A 22,595-nucleotide genomic window follows, 5' to 3' on the forward strand; every position below is an offset into this window, starting at 1 on the left:
AACGAAATCAACCTGGAGACACTCATGAAATCAGTCACACATTCGCTGCCGGAGGGGCATGTGCGGCGCGGCGGCGCAGGTCGCCGTCTGCTGTCGGCGTATCGCACCGAGATTGCCATCGCGCTCGCCATCATCGTGATCGAACTGGCTGTCGGCATGATCGTGCCGGCCGCGCTGTCCGGCGGCAATATCTCCAACGTCACGCAGGCGGCCGCACCACTCGTCATTATGGCGTTCGGTGTGCTGCTCGTGATCATCACGGGCGGTATCGATCTGTCCGTCGGGTCGGTTTTCTCGCTGACGGGCATGGTTACGGGTCTCGCGATGGCGCACGGCTATGGTGCGATCGCCAGCAGTCTCGCCGGACTATCCGTAGGCATCCTGATCGGTGCCATCAACGGCGCGCTCGTGACCTTCGTCGGGCTGGCGCCGTTCGTGGTGACGCTGAGCACGTATGCGATCGCAGGCAGCCTGTCGTTCATCGTCACCGATGGCCATTCGCTGCCCATCACGAATCCGGACTACTGGCTGCTGAATTCCGGAACGGTGATTCCGGGTCTGCCGAACTACGCACTGTGGTGCGTGCTGCTGCTGGTCGCCATCGAGTTCAGTCTGCGCAAGATCATCGCCGGGCGGTGGTTGTATGCGATCGGCAGCAGCAGTTCCTCGGCGCGAGTGATCGGCATTCCGGTCAACCGGGTCCGCCTGGGCGCCTATCTGCTTTCAGGGCTGTTCGCTTCGTTTGCGAGCATCGTCAGCGTCTCGTACATCAGCAATGCGGAAGCCACGGCCGGGTCGAGCCTGATGCTGCAGGCCATTGCGGCTGTCGTGATTGGCGGCGCGAGCCTGTTCGGCGGCACGGGCTCGGCGATTGGCGCGCTGCTCGGGGCCCTGATGATCACCATCATCCAGAACGGCGCCAACCTCATCGGCGTCAACAGTTTTTGGCAAGGCACCGTCACCGGTGTCGTGATTCTCATTGCGGTCCTCGTGGACCGCGTTACTAAAGCCCGGCGTTAAGCACGGCTTTGCTCAAGCTAGCATGAAGGAGACAATCATGGAAAAGCGCGCGTCAAAATCAGCCAGCAGGTTCTCGGGACGGCCGGTTGCACAGGTAATTGCAGCTTCGGTGCTGGCCTTCGCAGCGGCATTCGCGTCGCAGGCCTCGTTTGCAGGCGACAAGCAGACGGTTGCGTATATCGCACCGTCGCTGGATATCTCGTACTGGCAATGGGTGGCCTACGGCGTCAAGCAAAGAGCCAAGGAACTGGGTATGGACTATGTGGAGTTCACCTCGGAGAACTCGCCTGCCAAGCAGATGGATAATGTTCGCACGGCGCTGACACGCGGCGTCACGGCAATCGTCATGGGACCGGTCAGTTCCACCAGCACGCCGCCCGTGCTGCGTCTTCTGAAGGAAAAGTCGGTGCCGGTCGCGTTCGCGGGTATCGGGCCGCAGGCGGGTCAGACCGACTATACGTCGGCCGTGACCGCGAACAACTATGACACGGGCAAAGCCGAAGGCGCCTACATCTGCAAGCTGGCGAAGGACCGTGGCAGCAACAAGGTGGCGATGCTCTCGTTGCCGCAGGACCGCGAGAATGCGCAAAAGTACATGAAGGGTGCGCAGGAGTCGTTCAAGAGCGACGGCTGCGACCTCGTGCAGGTGCTCGAAACGCATGGGTTGACGGTCAACGAGGCGGTTCAGCAGGCGAACGACGTGCTGACCGCTCACCCGGACGTCAAGGGCATTTACGGCATGTATGACGAAGCGGCGACCGGTGCGGCCAAGGCGTTGCAGACGCGCGGGAGTGTCGGCAAGATTGCGGTGGTCACCGCGGACGGCAGCCCGACCACGATCAAGCTGCTGCGCGATGGACAGATCCAGGGCATCTTCCTGCAGGAGGCGGTAGGCCAGGGCATCGACGCAACGACTCAGGTGTTCAACGCGCTCAATCACAAGCCGACCACCCAGGAACTGGCGCTCAAGGAGCCGCTCGTCACCAAAGACACCATCGATCAGCCGGGGGCCCAGGCAACCGTCAAACGGGTCTATCCGCCGTCGGCAGGTCAATACTGAAGCGTTAGCGCGAGGAGCCGGCGCCTCGGCGCCGCCTGACTACAGGAGACACCATGGACAATCTACCGATCATCGATCCGCACCATCACCTTTACGACCTCAAGACCGGCGTCTATCCGTGGTTGCAGGGGCCGATGCTCGAACGCGTATTCGGTGACTATTCCGCGATCCGCAAGGACTATCTGATCGACGATTTTCTCGCCGACATCAAGAATCAGAATGTCGTGAAAACGGTCCATCTTCAGGTGGAATACGATCACAACGATCCGGTGTCCGAAACACGCTGGTTGCAAAAGGTTGCGGACGTACACGGTTATCCGCACGGGATCGTCGCGTTTGCGGACCTCGCTGCGCCCAACGCGCAGGCGGTAATCGAGGAACACTGTCAGTATGCGAACGTGCGGGGTATTCGCCAGTGCCTGAATTTTCACCGCGATCCGGTGAAGACGTTTATCGACAACCCGCATCTGATGGACGATCCGCAATGGCGCAAAGGCTACGCCTTGCTGAAACGCCACGACCTGTCGTTCGATCTACAGCTTTATTACACGCAGATGGAAGAGGCGCTCTCGCTCGCGCGCGCCTTTCCCGATACACCGATGATTCTCAATCACACCGGCATGCCGGTCGACCGGACGCCGGAAGAGATCGAAGGCTGGAAACGCGGCATGACATTGCTCGCTACGGCGGACAACGTGTTCTGCAAGATTTCGGGGCTGGGCATGGGCGACTGGAAATGGACCGTAGACAGCATCCGACCTTTCGTTTTCCATGCGATTGAAGCGTTTGGCGTGAATCGCTGCATGTTCGCGAGCAATTTCCCGGTCGACAAACTGTTTAGCAGTTACGACACCGTGTTCGATGCGTTCAAGACGATCACGCGCGATTTTTCCGGCGCTGAACGGGGCGCGCTGTTTCACGACAATGCGGAGCGTGTATACAGGCTTTGAAATGGGTTGCAGTGGGGTTACAGACGCAGGGTGAAGTACACTTTACTCCGTTGGATCGGACCGCCTGGGCAGCGGTCCTGTGCAAGGGAGACAACCGTATGGACCTGTTCATGTCGATGGAGGCCTTCGTGCGGGCCGCGGAGGCACAGAGCTTTGCCAACGCAGCACGCCAGTTGGGCGTGGCGAAATCGGTGGTGACGTCGCGCGTCAAACAACTCGAAGAGCATTTCGGCGTGCCGCTGTTTCACCGTTCGACGCGCGCCGTCCGGTTGTCCGAACTCGGTGAAACTTACTACCGCGAATGCGTCGAACTGGTCAACCGCGCGCACGACCTGTCCGGGCGCTCGCGCGGCGAGCCGCATTCGCTGTCGGGCACCCTCAACATTCATGTGCTGCCGGGCTTCGCGCTCGGCCATTTCTCGCAGGCGCTGATCGAATTCCGCGAAGCTTACCCGCGCGTCGAGTTCGTGGTGACCGTCAACGACCGCGTCATCGATCCGGTGCAGGAGGGCTTTGATCTCGCGTTGCAGATCTATCCGCCCGCGTCGAACCTGCTGGTCGAGCGACGTCTGTTTCACGTGCGGGGCGTATTGTGCGGCGCCCCCGGCTACCTGAAGGAAGAACCGGTCATCGAGACGCCTCTGGACCTGCTGCGTCACGACTTTGCCTGCTATTCGTACTACCCGTGGGGCGACAAATGGCCGTTGATGAAAGGTAACGATACGTTCGAAATCGCCCTCAATCCGGTGCTTAAGAGCAATAGCGTCCACCTGTTGCTGGAGTTCGCGCGGGCCGGCGCGGGCGTCGTCTACCTGCCGACCATGGTGGCCGCCGCCGACCTGCTCGAGCGGCGGCTCGAACGTGTCCTGCCGGACTACGCGGCGCCGCCGCTGTGGCTGTCGGCGGTCTATCCCGCCTCGCACCGCTCCACCACCAAGGTCAAGGCGTTCGTCGATTTCCTGCGCGCGCGCTACCTCCACGAAACGCCATGGGACCGGGCGCTGGGCATCGTGCCGCCAGACGACGACACGAAGAGCGTGGGCGAAGAACTCGCCGAGGAATGAGCGTTCCGCCCTGCTCGGGCTAGCCCCCAGGTAGTTTCCCTGGCGGGTATTCGACGCACTCATGGTTCGTGATTCCCGAACCTCAGATCATTGCCGTTGTGCCGGTCGCCACTTAATCTTGGATGCAAGCAACGCATTCACAGACACATGGAGGCAGACATGCAACAGACCTGGTTCGGCAGCCTGGACAATTTTCGTAAGGGCTCCATCGACATCATCAAGGGCAAACCGGAGCACTACGCGATGTCGAACGTGTTCGAAGTCGCGAGCCGCGCAGCGCCCTACGAGAAAGTCGTAGTCGGAAAGAACCTCAAGTACGTGATCGAAACGCTGCGAGCCGAAGGCGTTTCGCCGTGGTTCACGGCCGCGCATGATGAATTCGCCGTGGCGCTCGACGGCGAGATTGTCGTGCATTTCATCAAGCCCTCGGACGGACTGCTGGTCGATGCGCAAACCGAAGGCACGGTGCGCCTCGACGGCGAGCCTTCGGGCCGGGCGATGGGCCACGTTCGCCTCAGGCGCGGCCATCAGGCGCTATTGCCCGCCGGGGCCGCGTACCGGTTCGAAGCGGTGACGAAGGGTGTCGTGCTCGTGCAGACGATTCTTGGACGCTACTCGGTCGAGAAGTGGGCCGATATCTGCATCCAGTAAGCCACTTTCACCCTCGCTCACCTTCGATCCCCTGGAGTCAATCATGGACAACACAGTAACCGGGCTGCAAAACGTGACCGCTAGCGAACCGGATCCGGTCACGGGCTATCGCATCTTCCGCCTCGGCGATTTCGAATTCAGCCGCGACGCCTACTTCGCGACAATCAGGTGGCCGGCGAAAGGCCAGCTTCGCTCCCATCAAATGCACGCTGACGACTTTCTGCGCGCGATGATGCGCGACGTCGCGTGGGGCTTTTTTTACGGCTGGGTCAATTTCGACGAAGTGATTGGCACTCGCAACCATTACGGCAAGGTCGACATGTACGCGGGAGCGTACAACGCGAATTTCAAGGAAGCGGGCGTCGACCATATTCAGCAGTTCGACACGCCGATCATCATGGCGACCTTCAAGGCGATCCTGAAGGATTGGGTCAACGAAGGCTTCGATCCGTTCGCAGCGCCTGAGGAAACCGGTTCGGCATTCGGCACCAAACACGGTGACAACATTGCGGCGATCGAACGCACGCGCATTGCGACCAGACGGATGCCGGGACTCGAAGGCGACTCGCCGCTGCGCGACGATCTACCGGTGAACCGCCAGTTCGCCGACGTTGTCCAGGACGAACCGGAGGTCCACGCCGAACCCGGTTTCGAAGGCGTGCTGCATGCGTTTAGCCTCTTCAAGTACCTGTCGCGCTCGGACGTGACATGGAATCCGTCCGTGACCTCAGTGTGCCAGCAAAGCCTGTTTTGTCCGACGACCGAAGAATTCGTCCTGCCGGTCTTTCACGGCAACGATCGGGTGGAGTGGTTCCTGCAACTGTCCGATCAGATCATCTGGGACGTCGCGGACAAGGATAGTGGCGAGCCGCGGGCACGCATCACGATGAACGCAGGCGATATCGCCGCGATGCCGGCCGATATCCGCCACAAGGGCTACTCGCAGAAGCGCTCGATGCTGCTGGTCTGGGAGAACGCCACACCTGATCTGCCGAAACGCTACGAGAGCGGCGAACTGCCGCCGTATCCGATCCAGTTCTAACCCTTCCGGCATCTCCCGGTTCGAGACGAACGGCGCCAGACCGCTGGCGCCGCGGGAGATGTCACGTCCAGGTTTCACTTGCGCGGGACTGACATGCAAACGCAACTCTTCATTGGCGGCCGCTTCGTGCCGGCCGCAAACGGCGAAACGCTCGCCACCCTGAACCCGCACGACAATTCGGTGATTGCCGAGGTGGCGATGGCGGGCCACGCCGACATCGACCGCGCGGTGGCTGCCGCGAAAGCGGCCTTTCCGAAGTGGAGCAAGCTTGCCGCGATGGAGCGTGGACGTTTGCTGCTCAAACTCGCCGACGCAATCGAAGCCAACGCGGACGAACTGGCCCACCTCGAATCGCTCGATACGGGTCATCCGATTCGCGACACACGCAATCTCGACGTGCCGCGTACCGCTGCGATGTTTCGCTACTTCGGCGGGATGGCCGACAAATTCGAAGGCTCGGTGATTCCCGTAGAAGCGGGCTTTCTGAACTATCTGACGCGCGAGCCGGTAGGCGTGGTCGGCCAGGTGGTGCCGTGGAATTTCCCGCTCATGTTCACGAGCTGGAAAATGGCGCCCGCGCTCGCGGCAGGCAATTGCGTGGTGATGAAGCCGGCCGAACTTACGCCGTTGTCCAGTCTCGCCATTGCCGCGTTGATGGCCGAAGTGGGCTTTCCCGAGGGCGTCGTCAACGTGCTGCCCGGACTCGGTCACGTGGCGGGACAGTACATCGCCGAACATCCAGAGATCAGCAAGGTCGCCTTCACGGGTTCGACGGCGGTGGGACGCAAGATCGTTCAGGCGTCGAGCGGCAATCTGAAGAAAGTGCAGCTGGAACTCGGCGGCAAAGGCGCCAATATCGTGTTCGGCGATGCGAACATCGAAGCCGTCGTGCAAGGTTCCGCGTTCGGCATCTTTCATAACCAGGGGCAGGCCTGCATCGCGGCTTCGCGGATGATCGTGCACGAATCGATCGCCGATGAAGTGCTCGAAAAACTGATCGCGCTGAGCCGCACGATCCGCGTCGGCGATCCGCTGGATCCGGCGACCGAGATGGGGCCGCTGACCTCGCGCCAGCATCGCGATCGTGTGCTGTCGTATGTGGACATCGCCCGCGAGCAGGGTGGCCGGGTGCTGGCAGGCGGCAAGGCGCCGGATGCGGCGGCGCTCGCGAACGGCTGCTATGTCGAGCCGACCATCGTTCAGGCAAAACCTGCGGACCGAGTGTCGCAGGAAGAGGTGTTCGGCCCGTTTATGGCCGTCACCACGTTCCGCACCGACGAGGAAGCCCTCGCGATTGCCAACGGCACCGAGTACGGTCTTGGCGCGGGTTTGTGGACACGCGACCTGCAGCGCGCCCATCTCGTCGCCCGTGAACTACGTGCCGGCATGGTGTGGATCAACAGCTATAAGCGCGTGAGCCCTGGTTCGCCGTTCGGTGGTGTCGGCGCGAGCGGCTATGGCCGCGAAATGGGCTTCGAAGCGATGCGCGAATACACGCAGCCCAAGTCGGTCTGGGTGAATGTCGACGCACAGATTCCCCCTTACTACCCGCGTTGAACCGCCATGGACCCGTTCGTGTACAACGGCCTGCCCGCACGCGTGATCTTCGGTGCAGGCAGCCTCGCCCAGCTCGGCCGCGAGATCGAATTGCTCGGCGCGACCCGCGCACTCGTCCTGGCGACGCCGCAGCAGCGTGACCAGGCGGAAGCACTGGCGGCGCAACTGGGGTCGCGAGCGGTCGGCGTCTTCGCTGAAGCGGTGATGCATGTGCCAGTGGAAACGGCGCGCGCGGCCCGTGACTTTGCCGCGGCGCTCGGCGCGGATTGTGCCGTGGCGCTGGGCGGCGGCTCGACCACGGGCCTCGGCAAGGCGATTGCGCTAGAAAGCGGATTGCCGATCCTGTCGATCCCCACCACCTACGCGGGCTCCGAGATGACGCCGATCTACGGCCTCACCGAAGGCGGCCTGAAGCGGACCGGGCGAGATTTGCGTGTGTTGCCGAAGACCGTGATCTACGATCCGGCGCTCACGACTTCGTTGCCGTCTGCACTATCGCTGACGAGCGGGATCAACGCAATCGCGCATGCGGCCGAAGGCTTGTACGCGCAGGATGCGAATCCGGTTGTGAGTCTGATGGCGGAAGAGGGTATTCGCGCACTCGGAGAAGGCTTGCCGCATGTCATGCGTAATCCCGCCGACCTCGCGGCACGCGCGGACTGCCTGTATGGCGCGTGGCTGTGCGGTGCGGTGCTCGGCAGCGTGGGCATGTCCTTGCATCACAAGCTATGTCACACGCTTGGCGGCACGTTCAGTCTGCCGCACGCCGAAACGCACACGATCGTGCTGCCGCACGTGCTGGCCTACAACCGGGATGCGGCGCCGGCAGCCATGCGGCGTATTGCCCGTGCGCTACACGCCGACGACGCCGCGCAAGGGGTGTTCAATCTTGCCCATAAGCACGGCGCGCCGACCGCACTGAAAGAGATCGGGGTCAGCGCCGCCAACCTGGAAGTCGCGCTGGATCTCGCGCTGAAAAATCCGTACGGGAACCCGCGTCCGGTCGAACGGGCGCCGTTGCGGGCGCTACTCGAAGCCGCGTTTGAAGGACGAAGGCCACGCTAGAGACGACGCCGCGGCCAACGCTGCGCGAAGCGTACAGCGCAAAGCGACAACAACAGACATAGAGACAGGAGACAGCCATGCAAGGACATTCCTTCGACGCCCGCCGGCGCCGTTTCGTCAGACTCGCAGCGGGCGGCGCGCTCGCTGCCGCGACCCCGGCGCTGACCCCACGTGTGTTCGCCGCCAGTTCACGTACGCTAAAAATCGGTTATGTGTCGCCGCAAACCGGGCCGCTCGCGCCGTTCGGGGAGGCGGACCGCTTCACGATCCAGCAGATGCAAACCGTGCTGAAGAACGGCATCGTGATCGGGGGCAAATCGTATCCGGTGTCGATCCTCGTCAAGGACAGCCAATCGAATCCGAATCGTGCGGGTGAAGTCGCAAACGACCTGATTCTCAAGGACAAGGTCGACATCATGCTGGTGTCCGGAACCCCTGAAACCGCGAACCCCGTTAGCGATGTGTGCGAGATCAACGAAACGCCGTGCGTGTCGACAGTCGTGCCGTGGCAGCCGTGGTTTTTCGGCAGAAAGGGCAATCCGAAAAAGGGCTTCCGGTTTACCTATCACTTCTTCTGGGGCCTCGAAGATGTGATTGCCGTCTATACCGGCATGTGGCAATCGGTGCAGACCAATCACAGTGTCGGAGGTCTGTTTCCGAACGACGGTGACGGCAACGCATGGGGCGACGCGAAACTCGGCTTTCCGCCGGTGCTGGCGCAAAAGGGCTTCACGCTCAAGGATCCAGGCCGCTTCCAGAGCATGACGCAGGATTTCTCCGCGCAGATCTCTACCTTCAGGACGGCGAATGCGCAGATCGTGACAGGCGTCGTGATTCCGCCCGACGCCAAGAATTTTCTGGTGCAGGCGCGGCAACAAGGTCTCAAGCCAAAAGTCATTTCTATCGGCAAGGCGCTGCTATTTCCGACTTCCGTTGAAGCGCTCGGTGATCTCGGCGACGGTCTTTCGACCGAGGTGTGGTGGTCGCCGTCGCATCCATTCAAGTCGTCGCTCACGGGGCAAAGTGCCCAACAGGTCGCAGCCGACTATGAGCGCGTGACGTCGAAGCAATGGACCCAGCCAATCGGTTTCGCCCACGCGTTGTTCGAAATCGCCGTGGATTCGCTTAAGCGTGCGAAGGATGTCGATTCGAACGAGGCGATTCGCGACGCAGTGGCGTCGACGAAACTCGACACGCTGGTGGGTCATGTCGCGTGGGGCAACGGGCCGGTGAAGAATGTCGCGAAGACACCGCTGGTGGGAGGTCAATGGGTGAAAGGGCAGAAGCATCCTTTCGATCTGGCGATCGTCAACAATCAGCTCGCGCCGACCGTGCCGATTTCCGGCCCGCTCAAGCTGATTGCGTGAGCTGACAGCGAAGGAGCGCGGCGATGAACTGTGTCCTGAGACTCACCGGCGTGTCGAAGCGCTACGGCGCGTTGCGGGTGACCGACAACATGAGCTTTGCAGTCGAGCGCGGCGAGACGTACGGGATTCTCGGCCCGAACGGCGCCGGCAAGACCACGCTGTTCAATCTGGTGAGCGGCGATGTGCGTCCCGATCAGGGCAGCGTCGCATTCGACGGCGCGGACATCGGTCAACTACCGCCGCATCGCCGTTGCGCGGCGGGCATTGGCCGCTCGTATCAGGTGCCGCGGCCGTTCGGCGGGATGACCGTGTTCGAAAACCTGCTGGTCGGCGCAACCTTCGGCGGTGCTGCGACCGAGCGCGCGGCCTATGACATCTGCGTCGACGTGCTCGAACGCACCGGCCTCAAGGCGCGTGCCAATCAACTAGCGGGCACGCTCGCGTTGCTGGATCGCAAGCGTCTCGAACTGGCGCGTGCGCTCGCCACGCAACCGCAATTGCTGTTACTCGATGAGATTGCGGGCGGTTTGACGGAACCGGAAACGCGTGAACTCGTCGATGAAATTCGTCGTGTCAAGGAGCACGGCGTGACCATCGTGTGGATCGAGCACGTGGTGCATGCGTTGCTCGCGGTGGCCGACCGGTTGCTCGTCATCAACTTCGGCAAGAAGCTCGCTGAGGGCGAGCCTGCCGCAGTGATGGACAATCCCGAAGTGCGGCGTGTTTACCTTGGACTGGAGGCGTAATCATGTCGGCACTTCTGGAGACACGCGGCCTGAGCGCATTTTATGGCGACTTCCAGGCGCTGTTCGGTATCGACGTCACCGTCGCGCCGGGCGAGGTCATTGCGCTGATCGGCTCGAACGGCGCGGGCAAATCGACCTTTTTGAAGTCGGTGGCCGGCTTGCTGCGGACGCGTGCCGAACAGATCGTGTACCGGGGCGAAGCCGTGGGTGGCGTGGCAGCGGCGGGCATCGTCGGCAAGGGGATTGCGCTAGTGCCGGAGGGACGGCGGCTGTTCGCCAGCCTGAGCGTGGAGGAAAACCTGCTGCTCGGCGCCTTTAGCAAGCGCCCCGGCCGCTGGAATCTGTACAGCATCTATGCGCTGTTCCCGGCGTTGCAGGAGCGCCGCCATCATGCCGCTACCGCGTTGTCCGGCGGCCAGCAGCAGATGGTGGCGATCGGCCGCGCATTGATGAGCAATCCAGACTTATTGATGTGCGACGAACTCTCTCTCGGCCTTGCGCCGGTCATCGTGCGGGAGATTTACGCGGCGTTACCCGCAATCGTCGCGGATGGCATGAGCGCCATCGTGGTCGAACAGGACGTGCAACTCGCGCGCCGTGTCTCTTCGCGCTTCTATTGCTTTCAGGAGGGACGTGTTTCGCTAGCGGGGCTGTCGGCGCAAGTGTCCGACGAGGCGATTACTCAGGCTTACTTCGGAGCGGCCGCATGAATACGTTAATCAACATCATCGTGCAAGGCGTGCTGCTCGGCGCGCTGTATGGGCTCTTTGCGATGGGGCAGTCGCTGGTGTTCGGTGTCATGCGGCTGACCAACACGGCGCACGGCGATTTCATCGTGTTGTTGGTATTCGTGCTGTTCGCCCTGACCGGTTTCGCACATCTGCCGCTCGGGGTTGCCCTCATCCTGTTGCTCGTCATCGCGTTCGGTGCGGGTTACGCGATTCAGTACGCCATCCTCAATCGCGTGAGCAGCCGTGATCCACTGCCTTCGCTAATCGTCACATTCGGCCTTTCGATCGTTATCCAGAACGTGCTGCAGCAGGTATTTTCCGCCGATCCTCGCTCCGTGGCGACGGGCAGTTTCGAGTCGCAAAGCTTGACGCTCGCGCCGGGTGTCACGCTCGGCTACCTGCCTCTCGTCACCTTGGCGGTCACGGTGGTGCTTGCCTTTGCAATGCAGTGGCTGTTTGGCCGGACGCCGCTTGGACGCGCTTTCCGCGCGACTTCCGATGACCGCGAGATCGTCCAGTTGATGGGTGTGTCCTACCGCCGCACCTATGCGCTGGCAATGGGCATTGCCTTCGTACTGATCGCGATCGCGGCGGCGCTCTATTCGATGCGCACGGCCGTTTCGCCCACCGACGGTCCGGCATTGCTGCTGTATGCATTCGAGGCCGTGATCATCGGCGGCATGGGCTCGTTCTGGGGCACGTTTCTTGGCGGCATGGCGCTGGGCATCGCCCAGCAGGCCGGCTTTTACTTCGATCCTGGCTGGGGCATCTGGCTCGGTCACGTGATGTTCCTCGCCGTGCTGGTGGTACGGCCGCAGGGCTTGCTGCCGAAAACCGCATAGAGGTATGGACATGAACACGCAATCAAACCGTCCTTCAGCGAGCTTCGAGGTGCGGCGCGCCACACGCGCCAGCCGGGTCGCGGTGTTGGTCCTGCTGGCGCTCGCACTCGCGGTGGCGAGCGCGCCGTGGTGGGCCGGGCGCGACGCCTTGCACGACTTCGTGCAACTGGCGTCGTATCTGGTCTTCGCAATGATGTGGAACCTGCTGGCGGGATACGGCGGCATGGTGTCAATCGGGCAGCAGGCTTTCTTCGGCATTGGCGGCTACGCCATGCTGATCCTTGCGAATTATTGCGGCATTTCGCCGTTTGTCGCGGTGCCGCTCGCGGCCGTAATTGCGACGGTGCTGGCGATTCCCGTGTCGCTGGTGGCGTTTCGGCTGGAAGGCGGGTACTTCGCGATCGGCACGTGGGTGATCGCGGAAGTGTTTCGGCTGACCGTGGCAAACGTCGCCGTGCTCGGCGGCGGCTCGGGCACCAGCCTGACCGCGCTGCAGGATGTGCCGCGTGCGCTGCGTGAATCGCTCACGCTGTGGCTCGCGCTGGCCATCGTGGCGGCGGCCATCGGTCTGCTCTACGTATTTTTGCGCTCGAAAGCGGGACTCGCCTTGACGGCGATGCGTGATAACGCCGTCGCGGCGAGCAGCCAGGGTGTCGATGTGAAGCGTGCGCGGCTGTTCGTCTATCTCGTGTCGGCCTGCGGCACGGCGCTCGCGGGTGGGCTGTATTTTCTCGGCAACCTGCGCATTTCGCCCGACGCCGCGTTCTCGGTGAACTGGACCGCATTCGGCATCTTTATCGTGCTGATTGGCGGATTGGGAACGCTCGAGGGCCCCATTCTGGGCGCGCTGATTTTCTTCGTCATGAACAAATTTCTGTCCGACTACGGTACGTGGTATCTGATCGGACTGGGTGCGCTCGCCATTATGGTGACGATGTTTTTCCCACAAGGCTTGTGGGGCTTCGTGTCACATCGCTTTGGACTGCAGCTGTTTCCGGTGGGGCGGCGCGTGGTGTTCGTCGATGGCGGGACGTCCGCACGTTCTTCGAGCGGCAGCGGCGCCACGGAAAAGCTTGGCGCGTCTTCAGCCGCGCATCGCGCATGAAGAGGGCGATCGTGAATTCATCGAACCTCGAATCCCAGCCGGACTTTCTCTGCGCGCTCGCTGACGTGCCCGATGGCGGCGGCCTCGAAGTGCTGCCCGACTGTGCCAGGGCGCCGGGCGTCGTGGTGCTGCGACGTCGCGATGAAGCATGGGCCTATCGCAACGTGTGCCCGCATTTTTCGATTCCTTTGAACTACGAACCGAACACCTTCTGGGCGTATGACGCCGCATGGCTGATGTGCGCACACCATAGCGCCATGTTTCGCTTCGAGGACGGCCAGTGTGTGGATGGTCCGTGCGAAGGTGCAGCGCTCACGCCGGTGGCGATTCGCATCGAGCGAGGTCAGGTATTCATTGACGAAGTGAAATCAGGAGACGCCTCATGAGTGACATTCCACGCAAATCCGCAGCGGCCGTTAAAGCGGAGAGATTCGACGACGTATTCGACATGGTGATTGTCGGCGCCGGCGCCGCGGGTCTCGCTTGCGCGCTGTTCGCCGCGTGGCAGGACAACAAGGTTCTGCTGCTCGAGAAAGCGGCTGAGCTTGGCGGCACCGCAAAGAAGGCGGCGTTCTGGTACTGGGTGCCCAATAACCGCCCGATGCGCGAACTGGGTATCAAAGACAACCGGGACGATTGCATCCGCTACATGGCGCGGCTGTCGCGGCCCGAGACCTACAGCCCGGATTTGCCGCGCTACGGCATGACGCAGTGGGAGTTCGACATGTGCGCGGCCATTTACGACAACGCGTCGCCTGCCGCCGAACTGCTCGCCGAAAAGGGCGCGCTCGAATATCGCCACTGTCCTGAAGTGACGGATTACTGGGCCGAACTGCCCGAAGACAAGGCGCCTAAAGGCCGCGTGCTGTTGCCCAAAGGGGCGTGCGATTCGATGTCCGACGGCGGAGCGGTGGCGGTCCGTTCGATGTCCGAAGCAGCGCGCCGAGCAGGCGTGGAGATCCGTACGAACTGCCGCGTTCAGCGGCTCATCGTGGACGACAGCGGCGCGGTGACGGGTGTCGAGGCGGATGTTGCCGACCAGGGTACGGTGACGTTCAAGGCGCGCAAGGCGGTGATCTTCGGCAGCGGCGGCTTCACGCACAACAAGACGATGCGCAAGAATTTCCTGAGCGCGCCGGTCTTCGGCGGCTGTGCGGCGCGCAGCAACGAAGGCGATTTCGTTCCGATCGGCACGGCGGTGGGTGCGGAACTGCGCAATATGAACTATGCGTGGATGTGTCCGATCGTGCTCGAGAAGGCCTTGAACGACGATCCGAGCCTGGTCGGGACGTTCTCGCCATCGGGCGATTCGATGATCTACGTGAACCAGCACGGCAAACGGGTCACCAATGAAAAGCTCGCCTACAACGAATCGGCGCAAGCGTTTTTCAGCTGGGATCCGGCAACTTCGAAGTATCCCAATCTCGTTCTTGCCGCGATCTGGGATTCGCGCAGTCAGCGGCATTCGGCGAGCACGGAATATGGACGCTTCATCGTGCCGGAAGGCAATAACGATGCACATGTGATCAAAGCCGATACGCTAGCCGAATTGGCACAGAAGATCCGTGAGCGGGTGGCGCAGTTGTCGCCGCAGATCGGCAACCTGACGTTCGGAGACGATTTCGAAGCCAATCTGCCGGCGACAGTCGAGCGCTTCAACGGGTTTGCGAAGAACGGCAGGGACCTTGAGTTTCAGCGCGGCGAGCGGCCCGTCGAACTGCTTTTCAACGGCCCGACTGCGCCCGAACCGTCGGCGCCGAATCCGACCATGTATCCGCTTGCGGACAGCGGACCTTACTATGCCGCGCTGCTGACCGGCGGTAACCTCGATACGAAGGGCGGCCCGGTCACCAATCCCAATGGGCAGGTACTCGATCATATGGGCAATGCCATTGCGGGCCTGTATGGCGTGGGCAATTGCGTCGCATCGGCATCCGCACGGGCGTACTGGGCGGGTGGCGCCACGCTGGGTCCAATACTCGCGTACGCGTACCTCGCGGCGCGCAGCGCACAGAAGGAGCCGCCGCGCTGAGGGCCACGTCTTTCCCGCTGGCGGATCGCGTCGTCAGGGGTACATATCAACCGAATTGGAGAAAATCATGGCATTGATTACCCAGACGATGACCGACGAGCAGAGAAAGTCGGTCGCCATTGAATATCTGAAAGCGTTCGACAACGGCGGTGTGACTTCGACCGGCGGCAGTATCCTCGATCTGTTCGCCGACGACGCCCAGGTGTTCTTTCCGAAATGGGGCCTCGCGAGCGGCAAAGATCAGATCGGCAAGCTGTTTGGCGATGTCGGCGGGACGCTGAAGTCCATTACTCACCACTACGCGCATTTCAACTGGATTTTTTCCGGCAGCGACGTGGTGGTGTGCGAGGGCACGAGTCATGGCGAGCACCGCGACGGTCCCTGGCGCAGCGGCGTGCCCGCGTGGGGCGCGGGCAACTGGTGCGATGTGTTCGAGATCCGCGACTGGAAGATCCAGCGCGTGTACATCTATCTCGATCCGGACTACGCGGCGCGCGATACGGCGCGCTATCCGTGGCTGAACAACGACTGAACTCCGGTCAGGATGACTGGCGACGACAGAATTCCAAAATGCCGGTCGCGATTTGCATGTACATTGACGGGGCAAGGCAGCACGATCATGTCCGGCCCGCTCACGCAGGCTGGTCGGCCAGTCTCCGCAAAACTGGCCAATTTCCCCCCGCGGTATGACCGCAGACCTAGGAAGGAGATCGAAGATGTCGAAAGTTCTGGTTCTGTACTATTCCACGTATGGCCATATGGAAACGATGGCGGATGCCGTCGCCGAAGGCGCCCGCTCTACGGGCGCCACGGTCGACATCAAGCGGGTCCCGGAGACCGTGCCGGAAGAAGTGGCCAAGGCTGGCCATTTCAAGCTCGACCAGAAGGCGCCGGTTGCCACGGTCGCTGAACTCGCCGACTATGACGCGATCATTGTCGGCTCGCCAACCCGCTTCGGGCGGATCTCGTCACAGATGGCGTCCTTCCTCGATCAGGCCGGCGGCTTGTGGATGCGCGGCGCGCTGGTCGGCAAGGTGGGCGGCGCCTTTACTTCGACCGGTACGCAACACGGCGGACAGGAGGTGACGTTGTTTTCGGTTATCACCAACCTGCTGCACTTTGGCATGATCATTGTCGGCCTGCCTTACAGTTTCGCGGGGCAGATGACGGTGGATGAAGTCACGGGCGGGGCACCGTACGGCGCGACGACGATTGCCAGCCCAACAGGCCAGCGCCAACCGAGCGCTAACGAGCTGGCCGGCGCTCGCTTCCAGGGCGAACTGGTGGCCCGGACCGCAAACAAGTTATTTGGCTAAGCTGATCATCAGACAGATTCGCGGCTTTGGCGCGCGAACCTGAGAGCCAGACGGGCTCCCGTCTGGCTCTCACTCATTCAAACCCGCGCCTACAGATCCAGGGTGATCTGTGTCGCGAAGGCGCGAATCACCTCTTCGTTACGCGCCAGAAACATCCATTGCCCAACCCGGTTCGACACCAGTAGTCTCGCCTTGACCAGCAGCGCAATGTGCGCGGAAACAGTGGATTGCGATAACCCGCTACGCGCGTGGATGGCGTTCAATGGCACGCCGCAACCGAGATCACCGTATTCCTGCACGAACGATTGCTTCGGTGTCTTTAACCACGTCAGAACCTCGCGGCGAAATGGATTGGCTAGCGCCTTATGGATTAAATTCTCGTCAAGCATAGATTTCGACCCACACTTCAGTGGCGCTGCCTCGATAAGGACTCTGCGATACTTCTGGCGAAGTCTTTGCCGTGGTCTTCCCTGACGAGCGCCAAAGCCAGTTGCATGCCGTCACTGAATCCGCAAGACGAGTACAGGTTGCCGTCCTTCAGGCAACGTTGATCGCTCAGGACGCGCACTAGCGGATACTCGGCAGTCAGGCGTGGCGCGTGCCGCCAGTTGACGGTCAAGGTGTGATGGTCGGCAAGGCCCGTGCGCGCGACCAGAAAGGCCCCGGTGGATACCGACGCGAGTTTGCTCACGCTGCGTCCGGCTTCGCTGAGCCAGTCCACCAGTTCGCCATGCTCGGGACTCGAGCTAATGATCTGGGAACCCGGCACGACGACAATGTCGAATGCATTCCGCGTTTGCGACAGGCTTTCCGTGGCACCCACTGCAACACCATTCGAGCACAGCACTGATCCCGGCGACGCCCCCACCAGATGCTGTTCGTACAGCGCCGCGCCGCCAAGACGGTTTGCCTCGTGAAACACCTCCATGGGGCCGGTCACTTCGAGCAATCGAAAACCGGCGTACAGCATCATTCCTACCTGCATGCGTCGTCACTCCGCGAATCGACCGCACATCACCGGCCGCACTTGCTGCGACCGCGTCCGGATACTGCCCGGTGCGAGGTATGGCATTGCCAACCTGATGAATTCATTCCTCGCTCACCTTACCGCTGCAACGCAGCCGCCCAATTCTGAAGAGGCGGCTGTGCCTGTATCCCTGACACCCAGTCTAATCAGCGGGCATGGAAGAGGAAACACGTGGATGTCACCTTGCCTGGCCAATCAACGTGGGTTTTAGGCCAGGCGCGAGGCCAATGCTGGAACGCATGACAGGGCTGCATAAGCGTCGTGCGAGTTGCATGGCATTCGTAGGGCTATTGTCAGTTACGCATCGTCGATTTGCGATCTTTCATTACACAGACGCAAAAGACAATTACGGGTAGGTGTGTCCCTGTTTCTGGGCCATTGCGGTAAGCTGACGTACCGCTTGTCAATACAGGTAGCCGGCTCGATCCAGTCATTTGGGTGTAGCCAATCGAATCGCCGGTATCGCAAACGGGCCTCCTAACTCCACGAAGGTCACGGCATGAAAGTCGCCATTGTTATATTCGATGGTGTGCAGGCGCTCGATGTTGCAGGCCCCCTCGACGTGTTCGCAGAAGCCAACACGCTTCTTTCCGAGCAGCAGAAATATGAAGTCTCGCTCGTCGGACCGCGTGCCGGCGCAGTGACCTGCTCGAACGGAATGCAACTCTCGGTGCCGTATGGCTTCGCGGATGTCGACACGCAATGGGACCTGCTGCTGGTTGCAGGCGGCCCGCAATTGCCCGACGCGCACCCGTCGAACGACTTCCTGACGTGGCTGCGAGATCAGGCGCGCAACGCAACGCGATTCGGCTCGGTTTGCAATGGCGCATTCGTGCTTGCCCATGCGGGACTGCTCGATGGCAAGGAAGTGACGACGCATTGGGCGGACGCGGGGCGCCTCGCGAACGAATTCCCGCAGGCGTCGGTGCAGCCCGACAAGATCTTCGTTCGTGACGGACGGCTGTTTACCTCGGCAGGTGTGACGGCCGGTATCGACCTGTGCCTGTCGCTGGTGGCTGAAGATTGGGGGCATGAGCTGGCGGTGCGTGTCGCAAAACGACTTGTGGTGTATATCCAGCGCGAAGGCGGCCAGTCTCAGTACAGTCCGTATATCGGAGCAGGGAAGGAAGACGATCCAATCATCGGCAAGGTACACCGTTATGTGACCGAGCATTTGACCGATGCGCTGTCGATCGAACAGCTCGCAAGTGCGGTGTCGGTGAGCCGGCGGACCTTCTCGCGATTATTTGCGAAGTACGCCAAAGTAACGCCGTCCGTGTTCGTCGAGCAGGTTCGTGTCGACAGCGCGAGGAAGTTGCTCGAAGACACGGACGCGCCGTTGAAGACGGTGGCATTCAAATGCGGCTTTCGCAGTGCTACACATATGCGCACGACGTTCTCGCGGCGGCTCGAGGTCACACCGAAGCAATATCGGCAGCGCTTTCGCAGCGAAGCGGACACACAGCCTCGTTTGAACAATGCTGCCGGCCAGCAAGGGCTATCCGCTCTGTGAGCCAGCCCGATTCCGTCCAGTCTCTGCCTGATCTGCTTGAAGCGGGCTTGTCGGTCGTGTTTTGCGGAATCAACCCGGGCATGCGCGCGGCGTCGTCAGGCCATCACTTCGAGGGCCGTGGCAACCGGTTCTGGCGGGTCATGCATCTCGCGGGCTTCACGCCGGAACTGATTCGTCCGCAAGACGACCATACGGTGCTTGGATATGGCTGCGGCCTTACCACCGTCGTCCCGCGAGCCACGGCGCAGGCCGCCGATCTGTCGCGAGCGGAAATTGGACGGGCGGGCGATGCATTTCGGCAGAAGATCGAGCGCTATGCACCGCGGCATGTGGTGTTCCTCGGAAAGATGGCGCTCGCTGCAATTTCCGGCACGCGCGATATCCAGTGGGGGCAACAGGCGAAGCCATTCGCCGGCGCACACGCGTGGGTCGTGCCCAATCCGAGTGGATTGAACCGGGCGTTCGACCTCGATGCGCTGGTGACGGCTTACCGCGAAGTGCGCATTGCGGTTGCGTCGACGCCCTGAAGATGCGCGTTCTGACGCAAGGCGTCGATCACGAATTCCATGAATGCGCGAATCTTGCCGCTACCGCTGCGGCGCTCCACATGAAGCAGGCTCACCGGGATCGACTCCGGCTCGAATGCCGTCAGGACCGGTTGGAGCTTACCGTCGAGAACCTCGGAAGCCGCCTGATACGACAGTAGCTGGATCAGCCCTACGCCGTCGACGGCGGCAAGCACGGCAGCGGAACCCAGGTCCACAATCATCCGCGGCTGAAGCCTGACGGGCAACCTCGAACCGTTCTCGTTGAACACCCATTCGGTGGGAGGCGAGACGCCCGTGAAAGACACGCAGTGGTGATTGACGAGGTCCCTGGGATGAAGCGGCTCTCCATGCGCCGCAAGATAAGCGGGTGACGCGTAGGTTCGACGTCGGACGAAACCCAACGGAATGGCAAACGTGGAAGAGTCGCCGAGGTGGCCGACGCGGATCGCGATATCCACCCCTTCCTCCAGAAGGCGGGTAGTGCGATCGGCGTACACCGCGTTGACGCTCACGTCCGGATAGCGCAGCGCGAACGCGTTGACCAGCGGCGCAACATAGCGCTGTCCAAACAGGACCGGCGCGGAAACGGTCAGCGTCCCGACGGGATTGAGTTGGTCGGCGGCGATGTTGGCTTCTGCATCCGTGATGGTGTCCAGCACCTTCCTGCAGGCTTCGAGGTAGGCCATACCGGCATCCGTTGGACGCACTGAGCGTGTTGTGCGGGCCAGCAGATGGGTACCGAGACGGGTTTCCAGCGAATTGACCGCTCGCGAGACCGCAGCGGCCGACATGCCCACTTTCTCAGCCGCGCCGGTAAAGCTGCCTCGGTCGACGATGGCGACGAAAACCTCCATCTCACGCAATTTGTCCATTCTGGTTCCCCCTCATCACCGCATTTACAGTCGCCATTCTATGCGTTGTGATTCGTATGGTGACGGTACGCGTCATCGAATGGCTCAAAGAAGCCTCTAAATGTCCAACGTCGAATTCTTTCCCAATGGCTAAAGATAGCCTCGATATTTTCCATTCTGGAAACGATTGCTTAGTTGGTTAGAAAAAGACTCTTTCAGGCAGTGATGATTATCCGGTCATTCATTACCTGGTTGGCAAAAATCACTAACTCATTGGCCCAATTTCAACTAGGTCCGGTTCCAACCCGTTGGGCCTATCCCGGACAATCCTGACACGCGCCAGGCATCTGTATCGAGGCAACGGATCGATTTACAACGCTGGCGTCGTGCGCTCATGTTCTGGAGGGATCTCAGCTTCTCGTGGATCCTCGAGCGAGGATGTTTAGATGCCCTATCGAACGTAAAACAGCAACGGGACTTCTTTGACTACAGATAACCCTTTAACAGCGGGGCTAGCGGCACTGAGCGGTGGACAGGTGACGACCCCCGCTCCTGTGCCAGGGGCGCAAGCGCCCGCGCAGCCGGCGCCCAAACCCGCCACGCTTTCGCTTCGTCTCGCCATTGGCCTCATTGGGATGCTGTTTGCGTCTCTTCTGGCCATTCTCAACGAGCAGGTCACGGCGCAGTCGCTGGCAGACATTCAGGGTGCATTTTCGATCGGACATGACGACGGTACGTGGCTGACCGCTTTGTTCGAAGCGGCCAATGTCGCGACCATGGTGTTCGCCCCGTGGTTTGGGATCACGTTCACGCTCAAGCGCTTCACGATCGGTGCCGTGATCGCGACGATGTTCTTCGGCGCGCTTTGCCCGTTCGCCCCGAACCTGTTCTCGCTCTATGCGCTGCGTGTCCTGCAGGGGATTGCAGGTGGATGCCTGCCTCCCATGCTGATCATCGTGGCGCTGCGCTATCTGCCGCCCAAGGTGAAGCTGTATGGGCTTGCCGGGTACGCGCTCACGGCGACCTTCGGACCGGCGCTCGGTGCACCGCTCGCCGCGTTGTGGACCGAGTATGTGGGCTGGCAAATGGCCTTCTGGCAAATCGTGCCGCTGGGCATCGCGGTCTGCGTGGCGATCCAGCAGGGGCTGCCGCACGATGCACTCAAGCTCGAACGACTCAAGGCCTTCAACTGGACAGGATTCCTGACGGGGTTTCCAGCCGTTGCCATGCTCGTGACCGGCCTTCTGCAAGGAGATCGTCTTGACTGGCTCAATTCCGATCTGATTCGCCTGATGTTTGTCGGCGGAGGGTTGCTGTTGGCGACATTCCTCGTCAACGAGTGGTTTCATCCGCTGCCCTTTTTCAAGCTGCAATTGCTTTCGCACAGAAACTTTACGCACGGACTGCTGACCCTCGTGGGCGCGGTCATCCTGCTGGTTGGCGTGGCTGCGATACCGGGACAATTTCTCGCCAGAGTGCACGGCTACCGGCCGCTGCAGACCGCGCCCTTGTCGTTGCTGGTCGCGATCCCGCTCCTGATCACGCTGCCTTTAACGGCCGCCCTCCTGAACCTGAAGCGGGTTGACCACCGCTGGGTCATGGCGATCGGCCTGGGCCTGATGGTTGTCACGTGCCTGATGGGAAGCTTCATCACGTCCGAATGGATCCGCGACGATTTCTATCTGCTTCAATCGATCCAGATCGTCGCGCAACCCATGGTAATCCTGGGAATCCTGATGGGTGTGACAACGGGTCTCGCCCCGACCGACGGTCCGTTTGCTTCCGCGATGTTCAATTCGCTAAAGACATTTTCCGCGGCGGCGGCGACAGCGATCATCGAAGGTCTGGGCACCGATCGCGAACGTCTTCATTCGAACATGCTCGTGGATCACTTGGGCAATCACTCGCTTGTGACGAGCCAAAGCGTCAATGCCGCGCATGGAATCGGCGAACTGGCACACCGGATCCACGAGCAAGCGGTGGTGTTGACCTCGGCGGATCTCTATTGCGTCATGGCAGGTGTAGCCATGGCGACTTTTCTACTGGTGCCGGTGTTGCCCGTGCGGATTTACCCGCCGTGGAGCACGACGCCTCCTTCCTCTCGTTAA

General features: G+C 61.4%; 23 protein-coding genes. 20 read left to right on the top strand and 3 right to left on the bottom strand.

Features of this window, described 5'->3' with window-relative positions:
• The first annotated feature begins 24 nt into the window (after positions 1-24).
• The 17 genes from P3T43_RS29620 (at position 25) to wrbA (ending at position 16,548) form a co-directional block, all read left to right on the top strand.
• Positions 25-1,020, top strand: a complete 996-nt coding sequence (locus P3T43_RS29620; protein ID WP_429284556.1) for an ABC transporter permease — start codon at positions 25-27, stop codon at positions 1,018-1,020.
• A gap of 37 nt (positions 1,021-1,057) precedes the next feature.
• Complete coding sequence (locus P3T43_RS29625) at positions 1,058-2,080, top strand: substrate-binding domain-containing protein (protein ID WP_429284557.1); 1,023 nt, start codon at positions 1,058-1,060, stop codon at positions 2,078-2,080.
• A gap of 53 nt (positions 2,081-2,133) precedes the next feature.
• Positions 2,134-3,030 (top strand): amidohydrolase family protein, encoded by an 897-nt coding sequence (locus P3T43_RS29630; protein ID WP_429284558.1) that lies wholly within the window; start codon positions 2,134-2,136, stop codon positions 3,028-3,030.
• A 98-nt stretch (positions 3,031-3,128) separates the two neighbouring features.
• On the top strand, positions 3,129-4,094 hold the full coding sequence (locus tag P3T43_RS29635) for a LysR family transcriptional regulator (RefSeq protein ID WP_429284559.1): 966 nt from the start codon (positions 3,129-3,131) through the stop codon (positions 4,092-4,094).
• Between the two features lie 159 nt (positions 4,095-4,253).
• The gene (locus P3T43_RS29640; protein ID WP_429284560.1) at positions 4,254-4,745 is read left to right on the top strand and encodes a hydroxyquinol 1,2-dioxygenase; all 492 of its coding nucleotides are present in this window, start codon (positions 4,254-4,256) and stop codon (positions 4,743-4,745) included.
• Positions 4,746-4,788: 43 nt separating this feature from the next.
• On the top strand, positions 4,789-5,787 hold the full coding sequence (locus P3T43_RS29645; protein ID WP_429284561.1) for a hydroxyquinol 1,2-dioxygenase: 999 nt from the start codon (positions 4,789-4,791) through the stop codon (positions 5,785-5,787).
• A gap of 93 nt (positions 5,788-5,880) precedes the next feature.
• Entirely contained in the window at positions 5,881-7,344 is a 1,464-nt protein-coding gene (locus P3T43_RS29650; RefSeq protein ID WP_429284562.1) for an aldehyde dehydrogenase family protein, read from the top strand.
• A gap of 6 nt (positions 7,345-7,350) precedes the next feature.
• Entirely contained in the window at positions 7,351-8,409 is a 1,059-nt protein-coding gene (locus P3T43_RS29655; RefSeq protein WP_429284563.1) for a maleylacetate reductase, read from the top strand.
• Positions 8,410-8,486: 77 nt separating this feature from the next.
• On the top strand, positions 8,487-9,776 hold the full coding sequence (locus P3T43_RS29660) for an ABC transporter substrate-binding protein (protein WP_429284564.1): 1,290 nt from the start codon (positions 8,487-8,489) through the stop codon (positions 9,774-9,776).
• A gap of 23 nt (positions 9,777-9,799) precedes the next feature.
• A complete protein-coding gene (locus tag P3T43_RS29665) occupies positions 9,800-10,522 on the top strand; it encodes an ABC transporter ATP-binding protein (RefSeq protein WP_429284565.1) in 723 nt (240 codons plus the stop codon).
• Positions 10,523-10,524: 2 nt separating this feature from the next.
• Positions 10,525-11,232 carry an ABC transporter ATP-binding protein gene (locus P3T43_RS29670; protein WP_429284566.1) on the top strand — a complete coding sequence of 236 codons (708 nt, stop codon included), beginning with the start codon at positions 10,525-10,527 and terminating at the stop codon, positions 11,230-11,232.
• Entirely contained in the window at positions 11,229-12,095 is an 867-nt protein-coding gene (locus P3T43_RS29675) for a branched-chain amino acid ABC transporter permease (protein ID WP_429284567.1), read from the top strand. Before P3T43_RS29670 ends, P3T43_RS29675 begins: the two co-directional genes overlap by 4 nt.
• A gap of 10 nt (positions 12,096-12,105) precedes the next feature.
• Positions 12,106-13,200 carry a branched-chain amino acid ABC transporter permease gene (locus tag P3T43_RS29680; protein ID WP_429284568.1) on the top strand — a complete coding sequence of 365 codons (1,095 nt, stop codon included), beginning with the start codon at positions 12,106-12,108 and terminating at the stop codon, positions 13,198-13,200.
• An 11-nt stretch (positions 13,201-13,211) separates the two neighbouring features.
• Positions 13,212-13,586, top strand: a complete 375-nt coding sequence (locus tag P3T43_RS29685) for a Rieske (2Fe-2S) protein (RefSeq protein ID WP_429284569.1) — start codon at positions 13,212-13,214, stop codon at positions 13,584-13,586.
• A complete protein-coding gene (locus tag P3T43_RS29690) occupies positions 13,583-15,232 on the top strand; it encodes an FAD-dependent oxidoreductase (protein ID WP_429284570.1) in 1,650 nt (549 codons plus the stop codon). The genes P3T43_RS29685 and P3T43_RS29690 overlap by 4 nt, the downstream gene beginning before the upstream one ends.
• A 67-nt stretch (positions 15,233-15,299) precedes the next feature.
• Positions 15,300-15,764, top strand: a complete 465-nt coding sequence (locus P3T43_RS29695) for a nuclear transport factor 2 family protein (protein ID WP_429284571.1) — start codon at positions 15,300-15,302, stop codon at positions 15,762-15,764.
• A 184-nt stretch (positions 15,765-15,948) separates the two neighbouring features.
• Entirely contained in the window at positions 15,949-16,548 is a 600-nt protein-coding gene (gene wrbA, locus P3T43_RS29700) for an NAD(P)H:quinone oxidoreductase (protein WP_429284572.1), read from the top strand.
• Between the two features lie 89 nt (positions 16,549-16,637).
• Here the strand turns inward: wrbA and P3T43_RS29705 are convergent, their stop codons facing one another.
• Together P3T43_RS29705 and P3T43_RS29710 are read right to left on the bottom strand one after the other, a co-directional pair.
• Entirely contained in the window at positions 16,638-16,937 is a 300-nt protein-coding gene (locus P3T43_RS29705) for an ArsR/SmtB family transcription factor (protein WP_429284573.1), read from the bottom strand.
• 17 nt (positions 16,938-16,954) lie between these two features.
• Positions 16,955-17,533: an AraC family transcriptional regulator gene (locus P3T43_RS29710; protein ID WP_429284574.1), complete on the bottom strand. Its 579-nt coding sequence runs from the start codon at positions 17,531-17,533 to the stop codon at positions 16,955-16,957.
• Positions 17,534-18,074: 541 nt separating this feature from the next.
• Between P3T43_RS29710 and P3T43_RS29715 the strand changes: the two genes are divergently transcribed.
• Both P3T43_RS29715 and mug read left to right on the top strand, forming a co-directional pair.
• Positions 18,075-19,088 (top strand): GlxA family transcriptional regulator, encoded by a 1,014-nt coding sequence (locus P3T43_RS29715; RefSeq protein ID WP_429284575.1) that lies wholly within the window; start codon positions 18,075-18,077, stop codon positions 19,086-19,088.
• Positions 19,085-19,615: a G/U mismatch-specific DNA glycosylase gene (gene mug / locus P3T43_RS29720; protein WP_429284576.1), complete on the top strand. Its 531-nt coding sequence runs from the start codon at positions 19,085-19,087 to the stop codon at positions 19,613-19,615. The genes P3T43_RS29715 and mug overlap by 4 nt, the downstream gene beginning before the upstream one ends.
• On the opposite strand, the gene P3T43_RS29725 is transcribed toward mug, so the two are convergent.
• Complete coding sequence (locus P3T43_RS29725) at positions 19,576-20,508, bottom strand: LysR family transcriptional regulator (RefSeq protein ID WP_429284577.1); 933 nt, start codon at positions 20,506-20,508, stop codon at positions 19,576-19,578. The genes mug and P3T43_RS29725 overlap by 40 nt on opposite strands.
• A 515-nt stretch (positions 20,509-21,023) precedes the next feature.
• On the opposite strand from P3T43_RS29725, the gene P3T43_RS29730 reads away from it, so the two are divergent.
• The gene (locus tag P3T43_RS29730; protein ID WP_429284578.1) at positions 21,024-22,595 is read left to right on the top strand and encodes an MFS transporter; all 1,572 of its coding nucleotides are present in this window, start codon (positions 21,024-21,026) and stop codon (positions 22,593-22,595) included.

Origin of the sequence: Paraburkholderia sp. GAS41, from assembly GCF_050436545.1 — a bacterium.
Classification (GTDB): Bacteria; Pseudomonadota; Gammaproteobacteria; order Burkholderiales; family Burkholderiaceae; genus Paraburkholderia.